The sequence below is a fragment of the Klebsiella sp. RIT-PI-d genome, from assembly GCF_001187865.1.
Taxonomy (GTDB): Bacteria; Pseudomonadota; Gammaproteobacteria; order Enterobacterales; family Enterobacteriaceae; genus Superficieibacter.
Map to the genome: position 1 here is coordinate 14,978 of NZ_LGIT01000001.1, position 15,989 is coordinate 30,966.

Below are 15,989 nucleotides of genomic sequence, written 5' to 3' on the forward strand. Positions count from 1 at the left end.
GTTCTGTCTGAGCAGGGAATATAAACGTTAATTATTTAAAAACATCCTCTCTGGTGGTCCAGAGAAAAGATCGTTAGTAAGGACGACCTATGAAATATTGCAGCCAATTACTGTCAGGGCTCTCTCTGTCACTGCTGACGCTGGGCGCAGCGCATGCGACAACACTTGAGAAAGCGATTAAAGATACGCTGGCCTGGCACCCGGAAATAAGTTCATCGTCCAATAGCCGTTACTCAGCGGATCACGATCTGCGGTCGGCTCAGGGAGGGTATTTACCTTCGCTTGATCTACAGGCCGGAACCGGCTGGGAGCAGACCGATAACTCCACCACACGTGCGGCAGGCGATCATCTGCGGGATTTGCAGCGCAGCGAGTCCAGCATTACCCTAACGCAGAATGTGTTCAATGGTTTTGCGACCACCAGTGAAGTTGCTCGTCAGAAAGCCACGGTAAACTCGCGTGCCTGGACGGTGCTGAATACCAGCGAGACGACGGCACTTACCGCCGTGCAAAATTATATTAACGTGCTCATGCGTCAGAAAATGGTCGCACTGGCAGAAGAAAACCTGAAAAATCACGAGCGCGTGTTCGATCAAATTAAATTGCGGACCGAACAGGGCGTCGGCCGGCAGGCAGATTATGAGCAGGCCGAAGCCCGTCTGGCGCAGGCGCGTAATAACCTGCTTACCGAGCAGACCAACCTTGAAGATGCCAACGCAAATTATCAGAGCGTGACCGGAAACGAGCCGGCCGATCTGACGATGCCCATGAAGTTCCCGGTGCCGGCCACTCTTGAAGAGGCAAAAAGAGACATGCTGGAAAACAGCCCGCTGCTAAAGCAGGCAGCGGCAGATGTAGAGGCAACCTATCAGCAATACGAAGCACAAAAGTCGCGCTTTTATCCCAATGTGAATATGGAACTGGGCAGAACGATGGATAACAACATTGACGGAACGCGCGGTCATAGTCAGGAATGGCAGGCGATGGTACGGATGCGCTACAACATGTATAACGGCGGCAGTGATAAGGCAACGCTAACTTCTTATGCTTATAAAATGAAGGAAGCCGAAGATGTGCGCAATAATGCTCTGCGCCAGTTGAATGAAGAACTGCGCCTGTCATGGAATGCCCTGCAAAATGCCGAAAAACAGGTGCCGATAGCAAAAGAATATGCGGACCGCAGCATGACCGTCCGTACGGCTTATCAGGAACAATTTAGTCTTGGCGATCGTACATTGCTGGATATGCTGGACAGTGAGAACGAAGTATTTACTGCTCAGCGCCGCTATGTTGAATTACAATTCACTGAAATGTTTAACACCTACCGTATTAGCGCGCGAACAGGGTTATTACTGAAAATGTTGAATATTCAGCCGCCGTCGGCATCGCAGCCGCTGGATAATATACAAACAACTCAAACCGAGTTGCCCGATCTTAAATAAATTCTGTATCTGAGATAATTGATGGGTTATTTCCAGGAGTAAATGCGGAAATAACCCGTTTTACGTATGACGGTGTTGGATCTCCAACAGCAATAAAGGTCAGGTTATGACTGATTATTCCGATCTCCAGAGCAATCCCAATGCCTCTGCTGATAACGCAATAAAAAACGACCCGCGGCAGCAGCATGATGATCCGCTATTAGATTGTTTACTGATCGTGTGCAAACTGCACAGCATCATCACGACGCGCACGCTGCTGACCGCCGGATTACCGCTTTCCACCTATACGCTCACGCTCAGTACGTTTCCACGTGCGGCACAGCGCGCCGGACTAAAAGCCAGAGCTATCCAGCGTCCTCTGAGTAAGATTACCGCGCTTACTCTACCCGCAATTGTGCTGCTGAAACAGGGTCGCGCCGCCGTGCTGCTCGGCTGGGACGATCGGGACCAGGCTCGCCTGCTACCCAGTGAAACTGAAGGTGGTGAAATACGCGTATCCCGTGCAACACTGGAGGAAAACTACGCGGGCAAGGTGATTTTTATTCAGCCCGAGCATGAGTACGATCTACAACCAGGCGCGACCCTCCCGCGCACTAAAAACTGGTTTCGGGATACGTTAAAACTCTCACGCTTTCTCTACCTCGATTCAATCGTTGCCAGTTTTATCATTAATATTATTGCGCTGTCGACGCCGCTGTTCGTAATGAATGTCTACGACCGGGTAGTGCCCAATCAGGCGACTGCGACGCTCTGGGTACTGGCTATCGGTATCACTATCGCCTTTGTGTTTGATTTTATCCTGAAGATTTTACGCAGCATCTGCCTCGATATGGCGGGTAAAAAAACCGATATCATCGTCTCCGCCGCGCTTTTCGAGCGTCTGCTGGGCATGAAAATGAAAATGCGGCCTAAGCGCGTCGGTAGCTTTGCGCAGAACATTCAGGAGTTTCAGTCGCTGCGGGATTTTTTCTCCTCGCTCACGTTAACCGCGCTGATTGACCTGCCTTTTACTCTGCTGATCCTGCTGGTCATCGGCATTATTGGCGGCCCACTGGTCTTTATTCCGCTGCTGGCCTACCCTCTCGCGCTTTTGGTGAACTGGACTATTCAGCGTCCGCTGCTGACCACTATCGAGAAAACCTACAAACTGGCAAATGAGCGCCAGGCCATGCTGGTCGAGACGCTGGGCGGCCTGGATGCCATTAAAATTAATAACGCCCAGAGCGATCGCCAGTATCAGTGGGAGCAAATCATCGGCCAGCTTAGCAAGCTGGAGATGCGGGTGAAATCGCTGTCTTATGTGGCGGTAAATTTTACCTCGTGGTTACAACAGGTGGGCGGCGTAAGTATTGTGGTAGCCGGGGTCTACATCATTATTAGCGGTAACCTGACAATGGGCGGATTGATCGCCTGTTACCTGTTGACCCGCCGGGCCATGATCCCTGTCAGTCATCTGTGTAGCCTGGTGACCCGCTACCAGCGCGCCAGGATGACGAAAGTCACCGTTGACCGCATGATGGTGCTTGAGCAAGAGAGCGAGCAAGTGGAAGTCCCGCTAAAGCGTGAAACGCTTTCCGGAGCCATTGAGCTACGTGATGTGACGTTCAGCTATCCTGACAATCAAAATAGCGCCCTGAACTCAGTATCACTGACCATCGCTCCCGGCGAAAAAGTGGGGATTATCGGGCGCAGCGGTTCAGGTAAAAGCTCGCTGGCAAAGTTACTGCTCGGGTTTTATCAGCCGGATACAGGCAGCGTATTGATTGACGGCATTGATGCCCGACAGATTGACGTCCACGATCTGCGGCATAATATCGGCTACGCGCCGCAGGATATCCATTTGTTTAGCGGTACGCTGCGCGACAATCTGTTATTTGGCGCTAACTATGTCGATGAAGAAACCATGCTGCGCGTGGCACAAATCAGCGGCGTTCATGAGTTTGCCCGTCGCCATCCCTCCGGTTACAGCATGCAGGTGGGCGAGCGTGGCATGAACCTCTCCGGTGGTCAGCGCCAGGCGGTAACGCTTGCCCGCTCGCTGCTGCTCGACCCGCCGATCCTGCTGATGGATGAGCCTACCAGCTCGATGGACAATACCAGCGAGGATCTGATTAAGAAGGCGCTGGCAACGCTGATTAGCCAGAAAACGCTGTTGCTGGTGACTCACCGTGCGTCGCTGCTGTCGCTGGTGGACAGGCTGATTATCCTGGATAACGGTAAAATTATTGCCGATGGTCCGAAAGAAAGCGTGATGAGCGCGCTGAAAAAAGGACAGATCCATGCGAACCGTTAACCGTCTACTGAGCTGGCTTTCCGGTGACAGCAAAACCCGTCAATTCTCTACCAGCGAAGTGAGTAAAGCGTTACTGGACGACTCGCCGCGCATGGTTCGCATCACGCTGTGGACTATATTCGTGTTCTTTTTAGTCATGATTATCTGGTCTTCACTGGCACGAATTGATGAAGTCACGCGCGGTGAAGGCCGGGCGATCCCGTCCTCCCGGCTACAAAAAGTGCAAAATCTGGAAGGCGGAATTGTGGCGCAGGTTTTTGTCCATGAAGGTCAGGTCGTGCAGGCAGGCGCGCCGTTGCTGCGCCTGGACGATACGCGGTTTAAATCCAACGCGGGAGAATCACAGGCCGACCAGCTCTCCTTACAGGCGCGTATCCAGCGACTTAACGCACAGTTGAACAACCAGCAAACGTTGATCCTTGCCCCGGAGATCGTTAAACAAGCACCGGATATTGCTCGGGGTGAAGTTGAGCTTTTTAACAGTATTAATCGACGCATCCAGGATGAAATTGCCGGCTTAAATGAACAGCTGGTGCAGAAAAAGCAGGATCTGCTCGACTTCAAAGCCAAACAGCTTCAGTTCCGCAATAGCTTGCGTCTCCTGCAGCAGGAAATCTCCATGTCGGTACCGCTGGTAGCGAAAGGGGCGATTTCCAAAGTCGAAGTGCTGCGTTTGCAGCGTTCAGAAGTTGATACCCGCGGCCAGCTTGATTCCGTTACTCTGTCAATTCCGGGGGCAGAAGCGGCCGTTAAAGAGATCCAAAGTAAAGCGGATGAGACTCGCGGGCGCTATCGCAGCGATGCACTGACGCAACTTAACGAAGCCCGTACCGACTTGAGTAAAATCCAGGCATCGGGCAAAGCCATTGAGGACCGGGTCAACCGCACGCTGGTAACGTCACCGGTGAGAGGCATTGTGCAGCAGTTGATGGTCAACACCATCGGCGGTGTGATCCAGCCCGGCAACGACCTGGTGGAGATTGTCCCACTGGACGATACGCTGCTGATTGAAACCAAAATTCGTCCGCAGGATATTGCCTTCCTGCATCCCGGCCAGCGGGCCATCGTCAAATTCACCGCCTACGATTACACTATTTATGGCGGGCTGGAAGGCAAACTGGAGCAGATAAGCCCCGATACGGTGACGGATAAAGACGGTAAAAGTTATTACGTTATTCGCCTGCGTACCGATAAAAACCACCTCGGTAGCGACAGCAAGCCGCTGTTAATCATTCCGGGAATGGTGGCATCGGTGGATATCATTACCGGCAAGAAAACCATACTGGCCTACCTGATGAAGCCGATTCTTCGTGCCCGGGCGGAGGCCTTTCGCGAGCGCTAAGTCTGCATAAAAAAAGCCCGATCCAGCGTTCGCCAGACCGGGCTTTTTTAGGCTGTAACGGCTTAGTCGTTAATCACCGGATGCTGCTGCACCAGACGGTCACGCTTCGCCTGAAGATCGGCAATTTCTTTGTCGAGATCTTCAATTTTGTGCTCAATATTATCGTGATGCTCCTGAAGGATCTCTTTCGCTTCCTGGAGGTCAGACGCCGCAGGCGTTGCCCCTTTCAGCGGCAGATTCGCCGTTTCCTTCATGGTTATACCGGTTACCAGACCAATCAGCGCCACGACCATCAGATAGTAGGCAGGCATCATCAGATTCTGGGTGCTTTCCACCAGCCACGCGGCCAGGGTCGGCGTCAGACCGGCAATCAAAATCGAAATATTGAACGAGCTGGCCAGCGCGCTATAACGCAGATGCGTCGGGAACATCGCCGGAAGCGTTGATGCCATCACGCCGGTAAAGCAGTTGAGCACCACCGCCAGGATCAGCAGACCCGCAAAAATGAGTCCGAGGACATCACTGTTGATCAAAATGAACGCCGGAATAGCCAGCACGAACAGCGCAATACTTCCGATCAGCACAAAAGGACGACGGCCAAATCGGTCGCTCAGCAAACCCATAATAGGCTGCACAAACAACATACCGAGCATGATGGCGATAATAATCAGCACGCCATGATCTTCCGAGTAGTGCAGGTTATGCGACAGGTAGCTCGGCATGTAGGTCAGCAGCATGTAATAGGTCACGTTGGTCGCAATGACCAGACCAATACAGGTCAGCAGGCTACGCCAGTGTTTGGTAGCGATCTCTTTAAAGGAGACTTTCGGACCTTCCTGCAGGCCCTGACGATCGCCCTGCTCGAGCTTATCGACATGCTGCTGGAACGCCGGCGTTTCTTCCAGGGCGTGACGCAGATACAGGCCAATTAAGCCCAGTGGCAGTGCCAGGAAGAACGGAATACGCCATCCCCAGTCGAGGAAGTTGACTTCGCCAACAACCGCCGACAGCAGTACCACAACCCCTGCTCCGAGCACGAAACCGGCGATAGAACCGAAGTCCAGCCAGCTGCCCATGAAACCGCGTTTACGGTCGGGAGAGTACTCTGCCACAAAGATAGAAGCACCGGTATATTCACCACCCACCGAGAAACCCTGCGCCATTTTACACAGTAATAGCAGGATAGGTGCCCAGATACCGATAGATTCGTAAGAAGGTATCAGACCAATACAGAATGTACTGATCGACATAATGATAATGGTGATAGACAATATCTTCTGTCGGCCGTATTTGTCCCCCAGCATCCCGAAGAATAAACCGCCCAGAGGGCGAATCAGGAAGGGAACGGAGAAAGTCCCGAGCGCGGCAATCATCTGCACGCTGGGATCGGCGTCCGGAAAGAATACTTTACCGAGCGCGTATGCCACAAATCCATAAACGCCGAAATCAAACCACTCCATAGCATTACCGAGTGAAGCAGCGGTAATCGCTTTACGTAGCTTGCCATCATCAATGATGGTGACATCACGCAGGGTGATTGGCTTTACTTTTTTCCTTTTAAGCATGGTTATCCTCGTAACTTTCGCCCTGAACGTCCAACGCAAACGCATCGTCACCCTTTGACGACGGCGGTTTTTCGCGAGCAGAACTGCATGATCAGCAACTCACTCATCAAGCGTAGCAGGTTTGTTTATGCTGGTTGGCTAAAGCCTGCGCAACCAAAACATTCACATCATGAATATCTCTTCTACCCTACCAGCGTTTAAAAACGTGATCAACTTCACGAAATTTATCCGGATACGTTAATGAGAGGCAATAACGTCAGGTAATTCGTTGAAAATTCGGCTTAAATCACAGGAAATATATCATCGTCCTTAAAAATTTCTTCGACCATCGCGGTAGCAAGACGCGTTGCCGAGCATAGTCTCGGCATACCCAGAGCGATGGTTTGCCAGGTTTGCGTTACCGACCAGCTCACCGGCTGGCGCTCACGATCATAACCACTGCCAAGCCAGCACAGCATCTCTTTATGATCCATTAGCGCAGGCGCTACGGGTGCAGTCAGCCACTGATGGTAAAAATGCCGTGTAACAGGTGAGGCGTTAATACTTTGTGCCAGATACTGAGTGGCCGTCGTACGCACATTATCCATGAGCAGCGCTTTCGCTTCTGGTGTTGCCAGGCGGCAGGCGTCGCCGAATGCGCCCCAGCGTAGCTCTTCCAGCGCAATAAAACAGCGCCCGGCCAGCGACCAGCCGCTGTACTTGCCCGCATGCCAGCGGGTAAAAACCTGATCGCTTTGTTCTCCGGCCTGCACCATCAGGCCGCGCTGCGATAATGCACGCTGCTTATGCGCCGCCCGGCGAAGAAAATGCTCTCCAGTCGCAGCATAAAGCTGCAGTACCCCAGGCGTGACATTGCCTTTCTGTTGCAGGATCTGCAGATGATGGCCCATTTTAGTCAATGCCAGATGTCCCGGGTCCAGCGTACTGGTCAGCTTTTCCGCCAGACCAACCCGCATTGCCGGATTATCGTTCAATTCGCCCACTATCGACCATGAACGCAGCTGAGTCTGAGCAGTGATTTCATGCATTAAGCGTTCACGAAAACGCTGCTGCTGGGGAGCCAGTGCCATCTGACGAGGATTATCAATCCCCAGTACCAAATCGACGATAAACCTGGCGTAAACCGATTCCAGCGGGCGTGCAGGCCCATCCAGCAAGGCGTTGTTCATGTGTTATTAGCCGCAAAAAGAGTTTGAATGTCATCGCGCAGCAAACACGCGTCTTCCTGAATCCATCGTACGGTCGTCAAACTGTGGTGGAGTTGCTGGCTCAACGACTTCACCGTTGATTCGCGCTCCTGACGCAGCGCCAGACTGTCCTGCAAACTTTTCTGTAGCCCATTAAGGGTGTGTGAAAATTCATTGAAGAAGCTGCTCATGCCTGACGACACAGAAAGCTCCACCTGCGACGCGACAGCGGCGAGAAGTTGGGTATAAAAATGATCGACGTGATGAATGAGCCTCTCCTCCAGCGCAGTCAAATCGATGATATAGCGCGTTCTGGCGATGACATAATCATCCCACCCCCAGCCAGGATTATTTAACCAGCGTGACATCGTTTCACGTATGCCAGCCGCTCTTGTCAACGTCTCATCCTCTTTCTGCTCCGGGAAGATGACATCATTAAATAGTTGTAGCGCGTTGACGTTGATGCTGGCCGACTGAAAAACCGGAAGACCGATACGCACACCGAACCCGGACCGGCTAAGTTCTGCTTTCACCCGCTGCTCGACAGGACGTAACGTATCATTGAGCGCGCGCGTCAGGGTTATCTCAAGTTGGCTAAAGCGTCGCGTCAGTTCATCCGTCACCGCGTCCTGCGCCGTTGTAAGTCTTGTTTCACAGGCCAGGCGAATTTTACTTAGCATAATCTGGGCCTGCCCTTCATGACTCAGTACCAGTTGCTTACGCCCGCTGTCACTGTCCTCGCGAAAATCCGCATGGCTGATACCCATCAGGCTAAGCACATTAACCGGCCGGAAAGTTTCTTCAATAGTCCGTCGGGTTTGCTGCTGCTGTTGGTCTACAAAACCGGCCAGCGTAACAAGCAATTGTTCAACTTCATGATCGATTTCATCCCGTACATCCTCCTGTCGGACTCGCAGTTGCGTCATATCCGTCTGCAAAAGGGCAATGCTACGCTGTAGTTCATCAAACGTGACGGTAAGTCCCTGATAGCGAAACTCAAGGTAGTCCCGAACGCTCTGCGCGTAGTTCAGTAATTTATGCGAAGCGGACCGCAGAGCATATAAAGATGCATTGGCGTGGGCGGCGTGAAGCAGACTCGTGATAGGCTGCTCAAAAAGTGAATCCTCCCACAGCAGATCGGCTGCATGACGAATATGACCAATATCATCCAGATCGGCAGTACGCCAGCGCCGGCCTAATGCGGCCTCGGCAAAATCCTGCACCCAGCGCTGCTCTTCAGGATTGGGCAACTTGCCGTGTGTGATCAGCTCATAACGGGCACGATTGGCCAGATAGCCCCACATCGACGAAACCGGAAAAATTTGTCCTGGCGCGATCAGGCCCTTCATCAGGGTGCCAGAAATCAGGGCGCGCACCTGCTCAGCATCATCACTGTTACGATCTTTCTGATCGAATTTATTAACCAGCGCATAGAGCGGTACTGATTTTCCTACAGCAGAGATCGCCTGCCGCACTTCATGATCCGAGATCGATTTCAGCTGCGTATAATCCATCACGGCCAGAACTGCCGAAGCTCGTGCCAGTTGTTCATTGAGCATTTTTTGCAGATGTGGCTGGCCAGCTTCATTCGGCCCTGGGGTATCCAGCAAGGTAAGTTGACCGGGATTTGTCTGAAGGCCGGATAAATGAACAAATTCAACCTCAATCACGGGAATATGCTCAATTGCCGCATAGTCAGAAAAAGGAAAATCGACATTCAGCGCCCGCGATAGTCGCACCAGGTCATTAAGGCTTTTCAGGCAGTGAAAAATAGGTTCGGCACCCAGGTAATGCTTTTCAAAAGCAACGCCATTAATAATGCTGTCGAGCAGCGAATCCATATCTTTATCGATTTCAAGATGTTGAGCCAATACGTCACGATCAACGTGCGTTAAGCTGCTCTGCAATTTATGCATGAGCTTTTCAATAGGCGCGACATGCGAGAAATGCAGAATAGGCTCTTTCTGACCAGAATTATGACGAATGAGCGTGGGTAAGGCTGTCATAGGACGATTACGATTAGGCAGAACCTCTGTTCCCACAATCGCATTAATAGTTGTGGATTTACCCGCTTTCATTGTACCGACGATTGCCAGTACCATTTCCAGACGGGTAATTTTACGTAATTCATTATTCAGAGTAGCCTGTTGAGCCTCTATGCCTTGCGCACTAAAATGGTGCCGGTATTGACTACCATTAATAGTAGTCTCGCTTTCGGCCCCCTCAGAATGCGGAATATTTACTGCCTGCAAATGATGCTGTGCAAGCTGTAACAAGCGTTCAGCTTCCTGACTTAATTCATAGATTGTCTGTGTGTACATGGTTAAAGTCTTCCCTTAACGCAAACTTTATTGATTTTATTTGTCAGACTTTTATTACCAATTTTAGTTTTCTATAATTTTTATGGTAAATAGTTCAAACGCCATATTACTCGCTGGCATTGATTAATATATTTTTTTTGATGCTGACTGAACAATACATAGCATACTCCCTGAAAAGCAGGAAGATGTTGAGCGTAGCGCATTTTTAATGAATACCCGGATATATCTTTGTATATCTGGCCACATAATGTGGAGGGCTGACCACGTGCAGATGCAATCGTGGTTGGCAAGAAATCGCACTCTAATTAATAGCGTTGCGTAGCTTCACCATATCCGAAATAGTTAAGGGTAGCAATTTCCACTTTTAAAAAATCGCCCTGGCGCAGCAGCTCTGTCAGGCGTTAACCGGCAGCAGCGCAAAGATTCAGCGATAGCATCAACAAAAGTACGGCTTTTAAGGTATAATCGCCGCCTTTTCCGGCTAAATGTCGGTTTTTTCTGGCTAACCGCCATTTTGCACGCACTTATGAGGATCTAATCATGCAACTTCCCCACTGCCCAAAATGCAATTCCGAATACACCTATGAAGATAACGGTATGTTCATCTGCCCGGAATGCGCCCACGAATGGAATGATGCTGAACCGGCGGAGGACAGCGATCGGCTGATTGTTAAGGATGCCAATGGTAACCTGCTGGCAGACGGTGACAGCGTGACGGTAGTGAAAGATCTTAAGGTCAAAGGCAGCTCCACCATGCTGAAAATTGGCACTAAAGTGAAAAATATTCGTCTGGTCGAAGGCGATCATAACATTGACTGTAAAATCGACGGTTTTGGCCCCATGAAGCTGAAATCTGAGTTCGTGAAAAAAAACTGATCCCTGAGGCGGGCCCCCGCTGCCCGCCTGCCGTTCTCCTTCGCCACTCTTCATCTCCCGTTCATCGTTCTGTAACACCACCGTCATCATAATCCGCCACGATACTCCTGCATCACTCAATAATGATCTCGTCACCGTGCCGTAAACCTCACCAGCCAGCCGGAATGACTTATTATGCTGGTTGTTGGAGATAATGTATGACCCTGAATACTGCTTTTACGTTTGCTGCTGAGAATAAACACTCTGCCTCTCGTCGCCTGACTAAAGCCATGAACGAGCCGGGCGTGATTATTTCACTTCACCAGCCGCTTGATCTTGCAACAGTGAATAAACTGATGGCCCTGGCGGGTAGTCATACGCCAGTCTGGCTCCCGGCAACCGCCAGTGAACAAATGGTCGAGCAAAATCTGCGCATTGCCCCTGATGCGATGCTGATTCTGGAGGTCACCAGCCTTAGCGGAGGTTTAATGCTGCGTCTGACCGGCGACGGGATCGCGGAAGAGAGGATGATTGCCCCGAAGCTTCCGGCCTGTATTCTTAACGCCCTGACGGAACGGCACATGCCGATGGCGCTGGGCATCGATTTGATCCTTAGCTGCGGTGACAGGCTGATGGCGATCCGACGCACGACCTGTATTGAGGCCGGCGGCGAAAAATGATCCCGCGACAGCCGGGTAAATGTCTTAATCCACAAACGTTATATTGATACAGTCGTTTTCACCCTTCACTGACTCCATGCTTATCCTCCTCTCCGGCCTGGCGCTTCTGCGAGCGTCACCTCTTCCTGATTCGACACGTCAAATCTGACGACAGTCTGCTTTTCGTCAGCATTTTGACCGAAATTTATCCGTAACATCAGGGAAAGCCCACAATATAAACATGGCATAAAAGATGCATACTGAGGAGCGATAGCGCGTATGCGCGATTTGATTAACTGGAGCAAGACCGATGAAAAAAGTCGTCACGGTTTGCCCGTATTGTGCATCAGGTTGCAAAATTAACCTGGTGGTCAATAACGGCAAAATCGTCAGGGCGGAAGCGGCACAGGGGAAAACCAACCAGGGAACTCTGTGTCTGAAGGGCTATTACGGCTGGGATTTCATTAACGATACCCAGATCCTGACCCCGCGTCTGAAAACCCCTATGATCCGTCGCCAGCGTGGCGGCAAACTTGAATCCGTCTCCTGGGACGAAGCGCTGAATTACGTTGCCGATCGCCTGAGCGCGATCAAAGCGAAATACGGTCCGGATGCTATTCAAACTACCGGTTCCTCACGCGGAACGGGTAATGAAACTAACTATGTAATGCAAAAATTTGCGCGCGCCGTTATTGGTACCAATAACGTCGACTGCTGCGCACGCGTCTGACACGGCCCATCGGTTGCAGGTCTGCACCAGTCGGTCGGTAACGGCGCAATGAGTAATGCCATCAATGAGATTGATAATACGGATCTCGTATTCATCTTTGGGTACAACCCGGCAGACTCTCACCCTATCGTGGCGAATCATGTGATTAACGCCAAACGTAATGGGGCAAAAATTATCGTCTGCGATCCGCGCAAAATTGAAACGGCGCGCATTGCTGATATGCACCTCGCATTGAAAAACGGCTCGAATATCGCGCTGTTGAATGCGTTTGGTCATGTCATTATTGAAGAAAAACTGTACGACCAGGCGTTTATTACCGCGCGTACGGAAGGCTTCGAAGAGTACCGTAAAATTGTCGAAGGCTATACGCCGGAGTCCGTTGAGGACATTACCGGTATCAGCGCTGACGACATTCGCAAATGCGCACGGATGTACGCAGGTGCTAAATCTGCCGCTATTCTGTGGGGCATGGGCGTTACCCAGTTCTATCAGGGTGTGGAAACCGTGCGTTCACTGACCAGCCTCGCGATGTTGACCGGTAACCTGGGCAAACCGAGTGTGGGTGTGAACCCGGTCCGCGGTCAGAACAACGTCCAGGGTGCATGTGATATGGGCGCGCTGCCGGATACCTATCCGGGTTACCAGTACGTTAAATACCCGGAAAATCGGGAAAAATTTGCCAAAGCCTGGGGCGTAGAAAGCTTGCCTGCCCACACCGGCTATCGCATTAGCGAACTGCCGCACCGTGCGGCACATGGCGAAGTCCGCGCAGCATACATCATGGGTGAAGATCCGCTCCAGACTGATGCAGAACTCTCTGCCGTACGTAAAGGCTTTGAAGATCTGGAACTGGTTATCGTGCAGGATATCTTCATGACCAAAACTGCCGCGGCAGCAGACGTTATTTTACCGTCTACGTCGTGGGGAGAGCATGAAGGTGTCTTCTCTGCCGCTGACCGTGGTTTCCAGCGCTTCTTTAAAGCGGTGGAACCTAAATGGGATCTGAAAACCGACTGGCAAATCATCAGTGAGATCGCCACCCGCATGGGTTATCCGATGCACTATCGCAATACTCAGGAAATCTGGGATGAGTTGCGCAGTTTGTGTCCGGAATTCTACGGTGCGACATACGAGAAGATGGGCGAACTGGGCTATATCCAGTGGCCATGCCGGGACACATCGGATGCGGACCAGGGAACGTCATATCTCTTCAAAGAGAAGTTTGATACCCCGAACGGTCTGGCACAGTTCTTTACCTGTGACTGGGTTGCACCTATCGATAAGCTTACCGACGAGTATCCCATGGTACTTTCTACCGTGCGTGAAGTCGGCCATTACTCCTGTCGTTCGATGACCGGAAACTGTGCTGCACTGGCTGCACTGGCAGATGAACCGGGCTATGCGCAAATCAACACTGCTGACGCGGCGCGTCTGGGTATTGAAGATGAAGCGCTGATATGGGTCAATTCCCGTAAAGGCCGGATTATTACGCGTGCCCAGGTCAGCGATCGTCCTAATAAAGGGGCGATTTATATGACCTACCAGTGGTGGATTGGTGCCTGTAACGAGCTGGTTACTGAAAACTTAAGTCCGATTACCAAAACGCCGGAGTACAAATACTGCGCGGTTAACGTTGAACGCATTGCCGATCAACGTGCCGCCGAGCAGTATGTGATCGATGAGTACACCAAACTGAAAGCCAGCCTGCGCGAAAGTGCAATGGGTTAATCTTTTAGCTTACCGATATCATTAATAAAAGCGGCGATAATATTTGCCGCTTTTTTATTTGCGCAGGATATTAATAAGGAAAAGTTGTGGATCTGCTTCCAGATTAATGTAATTACTCATGCATAAATTACATTACATTTTCGCTTTCGTTTAGCGATAAAAAGAATATGCTATTTCGCGGGTGCTTAAGGCTTTCTGTCTTAAGCACGTTTGAGGGACAGAAAGCAGAAAGCCCCGGGCAATGTTTCCATTAACCCGAGGCTATCCCTCAACTCCGAACAAGTTGAGATTAGCCTCTTACCCTTACGTTTGCAAGGAGTAAAAGGCATGACGCCATTGAAATATGTGTTAGCCATTTTAGTTGTGGTTTGTCTGACCATAGTGATATTTACCTTTATTAATCGCGGCAGGTTATGCGAGTTAACAATAAAGAGTAGGCATCAGGAGGTGGCGGCGAAATTAGCCTGTACGGCTAATTAAAATCAACAGGCGGGGAAACCCGCCTGTTCTTTTCCGGAGCAGAGGCCTTAATGCACCCGTTAATTACTGATTCGCCGTCTTATCAAATTTCCCCAGCATTTCACGTTCGTAGGCCAGCGCTTTTTTGCGGTCAAACTTGTGCTCCCACTTGGCGATAACCAGCACGGCCAGCGCGTTACCGACGACGTTTAACGCGGTACGCGCCATGTCGAGGATACGATCAACACCGGCAATAAATGCCAGCCCTTCCAGCGGAATACCGACGCTGCCAAGCGTTGCCAGCAGTACCACAAAAGAAACGCCCGGTACGCCAGCAATGCCTTTTGAGGTCACCATCAGCGTCAGCACGAGAATAATTTCCTGGCTCAGGGACAGATCGATACCGTAGAGCTGAGCAATAAAGATGGCCGCAATACTCTGATAGAGTGTAGATCCATCAAGGTTGAATGAATAACCGGTAGGCACGACAAAGCTGGTTATCGACGCCGGTGCGCCGTAGGCTTCCATTTTCTCAATGATACGCGGCAGAACGCTTTCAGAACTGGCGGTTGAATAGGCCAGGATCAGTTCTTCTTTCAGGATGCGGATCAGCGTCCAGATACGTAATTTACATATCCGCGCCACGGTACCGAGAACCACCAGCGCAAAGAAAATAATGGCGAAGTGCACCAGGATAACCAGTTTGGCCAGCGGCCATAGCGAGGCAAAACCAAAGTTCGCTACGGTGACGGAAATCAGGGCAAATACCCCAATCGGCGCATAGCGCATTACCATGTGCGTGACTTTAAACATGGTTTCCGAAATAGAACGGAAGACGGTGACCAGCGGTTCACGATGTGTGGCTGGCAAAGACGACAAACCGAGGCCGAACAGTACGGAAAAGAAGATAATCGCCAGCATATCGCCTTTTGCCATCGACGCGATGATATTGGTCGGAACCAGCGACAGAATCGTGCCCATCAGCCCATGCGCATGGCTTTGCACTTCTGCTGTCGTACTTTGATATTTCGAAATATCCACGGTTGCCAGCTGCGCCATATCAATACCCGCGCCCGGCTGAAACACATTCGCCAGCGTAATACCAATAATAATGGCAATCGTCGTGATCACTTCGAAATATAAAATAGTCTTCGCGCCAATACGTCCGAGCTGTTTTGCATCACCGACGCCTGCGATCCCCACAATTAAAGTGGAAATAACAATAGGAACGACTATCATTTTGATGAGATGAATAAAGATATCACCGGCCGGTGAGAGCAGGTTTGCAATGAGCCATTCGCGGCTATCGCTTTGGTAATGAAGATAGCTTCCCAGGAGAATGCCCAGCACAAGGGCCAGCAAAATTTGCCATGCCAGGCTGAGTTTAAAAGTTTTCATAATAACGAAC

At 50.9% G+C, this 15,989-nt stretch carries 11 protein-coding genes; 7 read left to right on the top strand and 4 right to left on the bottom strand.

The window, feature by feature from the left end; genetic code table 11:
* Positions 1–89: 89 nt before the first annotated feature.
* The 3 genes from AC791_RS00065 to AC791_RS00075 all read left to right on the top strand — a co-directional run bounded on the left by AC791_RS00065 (position 90) and on the right by AC791_RS00075 (position 5,077).
* On the top strand, positions 90–1,442 hold the full coding sequence (locus AC791_RS00065) for a TolC family outer membrane protein (protein WP_049838452.1): 1,353 nt from the start codon (positions 90–92) through the stop codon (positions 1,440–1,442).
* Positions 1,443–1,548: 106 nt separating this feature from the next.
* Positions 1,549–3,735, top strand: coding sequence for a type I secretion system permease/ATPase (locus AC791_RS00070; protein WP_049838453.1), 2,187 nt, complete (start codon positions 1,549–1,551; stop codon positions 3,733–3,735).
* Positions 3,722–5,077: an HlyD family type I secretion periplasmic adaptor subunit gene (locus AC791_RS00075; protein ID WP_049838454.1), complete on the top strand. Its 1,356-nt coding sequence runs from the start codon at positions 3,722–3,724 to the stop codon at positions 5,075–5,077. The genes AC791_RS00070 and AC791_RS00075 overlap by 14 nt, the downstream gene beginning before the upstream one ends.
* Positions 5,078–5,139: 62 nt before the next feature.
* Here the strand turns inward: AC791_RS00075 and proP are convergent, their stop codons facing one another.
* From proP to crfC, 3 genes are all read right to left on the bottom strand, one after another.
* Complete coding sequence (gene proP, locus AC791_RS00080; RefSeq protein WP_049838455.1) at positions 5,140–6,642, bottom strand: glycine betaine/L-proline transporter ProP; 1,503 nt, start codon at positions 6,640–6,642, stop codon at positions 5,140–5,142.
* A gap of 281 nt (positions 6,643–6,923) precedes the next feature.
* The gene (locus AC791_RS00085) at positions 6,924–7,811 is read right to left on the bottom strand and encodes a diguanylate cyclase regulator RdcB family protein (protein WP_049838456.1); all 888 of its coding nucleotides are present in this window, start codon (positions 7,809–7,811) and stop codon (positions 6,924–6,926) included.
* Positions 7,808–10,150 carry a clamp-binding protein CrfC gene (crfC, locus tag AC791_RS00090; RefSeq protein WP_049838457.1) on the bottom strand — a complete coding sequence of 781 codons (2,343 nt, stop codon included), beginning with the start codon at positions 10,148–10,150 and terminating at the stop codon, positions 7,808–7,810. The genes AC791_RS00085 and crfC overlap by 4 nt, the downstream gene beginning before the upstream one ends.
* Positions 10,151–10,690: 540 nt before the next feature.
* Here crfC and AC791_RS00095 point away from each other — a divergent pair.
* The 4 genes from AC791_RS00095 to AC791_RS19445 all read left to right on the top strand — a co-directional run bounded on the left by AC791_RS00095 (position 10,691) and on the right by AC791_RS19445 (position 14,602).
* The gene (locus AC791_RS00095; protein ID WP_049838458.1) at positions 10,691–11,026 is read left to right on the top strand and encodes a zinc ribbon domain-containing protein YjdM; all 336 of its coding nucleotides are present in this window, start codon (positions 10,691–10,693) and stop codon (positions 11,024–11,026) included.
* A 197-nt stretch (positions 11,027–11,223) separates the two neighbouring features.
* Positions 11,224–11,685, top strand: a complete 462-nt coding sequence (locus AC791_RS00100; RefSeq protein ID WP_049838459.1) for a phosphonate C-P lyase system protein PhnH — start codon at positions 11,224–11,226, stop codon at positions 11,683–11,685.
* A gap of 289 nt (positions 11,686–11,974) precedes the next feature.
* Positions 11,975–14,122 carry a formate dehydrogenase subunit alpha gene (fdhF, locus tag AC791_RS00110; RefSeq protein WP_077625393.1) on the top strand — a complete coding sequence of 716 codons (2,148 nt, stop codon included), beginning with the start codon at positions 11,975–11,977 and terminating at the stop codon, positions 14,120–14,122.
* Positions 14,123–14,449: 327 nt separating this feature from the next.
* A complete protein-coding gene (locus AC791_RS19445) occupies positions 14,450–14,602 on the top strand; it encodes a Hok/Gef family protein (protein WP_072094267.1) in 153 nt (50 codons plus the stop codon).
* A 63-nt stretch (positions 14,603–14,665) separates the two neighbouring features.
* On the opposite strand, the gene gltP is transcribed toward AC791_RS19445, so the two are convergent.
* A complete protein-coding gene (gltP, locus tag AC791_RS00115; protein WP_049838462.1) occupies positions 14,666–15,979 on the bottom strand; it encodes a glutamate/aspartate:proton symporter GltP in 1,314 nt (437 codons plus the stop codon).
* Positions 15,980–15,989: the final 10 nt, after the last annotated feature.

What these genes read in the sequence shown, in the direction of transcription:
- AC791_RS00070 (WP_049838453.1), top strand. Translation starts at nt 1,549, where the DNA reads ATGACTGATTATTCCGATCTCCAGAGCAATCCCAATGCCTCTGCTGAT.
- AC791_RS00095 (WP_049838458.1), top strand. Translation starts at nt 10,691, where the DNA reads ATGCAACTTCCCCACTGCCCAAAATGCAATTCCGAATACACCTATGAA.
- gltP (WP_049838462.1), bottom strand. Translation starts at nt 15,979, where the DNA reads ATGAAAACTTTTAAACTCAGCCTGGCATGGCAAATTTTGCTGGCCCTT.
- AC791_RS00100 (WP_049838459.1), top strand. Translation starts at nt 11,224, where the DNA reads ATGACCCTGAATACTGCTTTTACGTTTGCTGCTGAGAATAAACACTCT.
- AC791_RS00065 (WP_049838452.1), top strand. Translation starts at nt 90, where the DNA reads ATGAAATATTGCAGCCAATTACTGTCAGGGCTCTCTCTGTCACTGCTG.
- crfC (WP_049838457.1), bottom strand. Translation starts at nt 10,150, where the DNA reads ATGTACACACAGACAATCTATGAATTAAGTCAGGAAGCTGAACGCTTG.
- proP (WP_049838455.1), bottom strand. Translation starts at nt 6,642, where the DNA reads ATGCTTAAAAGGAAAAAAGTAAAGCCAATCACCCTGCGTGATGTCACC.
- AC791_RS19445 (WP_072094267.1), top strand. Translation starts at nt 14,450, where the DNA reads ATGACGCCATTGAAATATGTGTTAGCCATTTTAGTTGTGGTTTGTCTG.
- AC791_RS00075 (WP_049838454.1), top strand. Translation starts at nt 3,722, where the DNA reads ATGCGAACCGTTAACCGTCTACTGAGCTGGCTTTCCGGTGACAGCAAA.
- AC791_RS00085 (WP_049838456.1), bottom strand. Translation starts at nt 7,811, where the DNA reads ATGAACAACGCCTTGCTGGATGGGCCTGCACGCCCGCTGGAATCGGTT.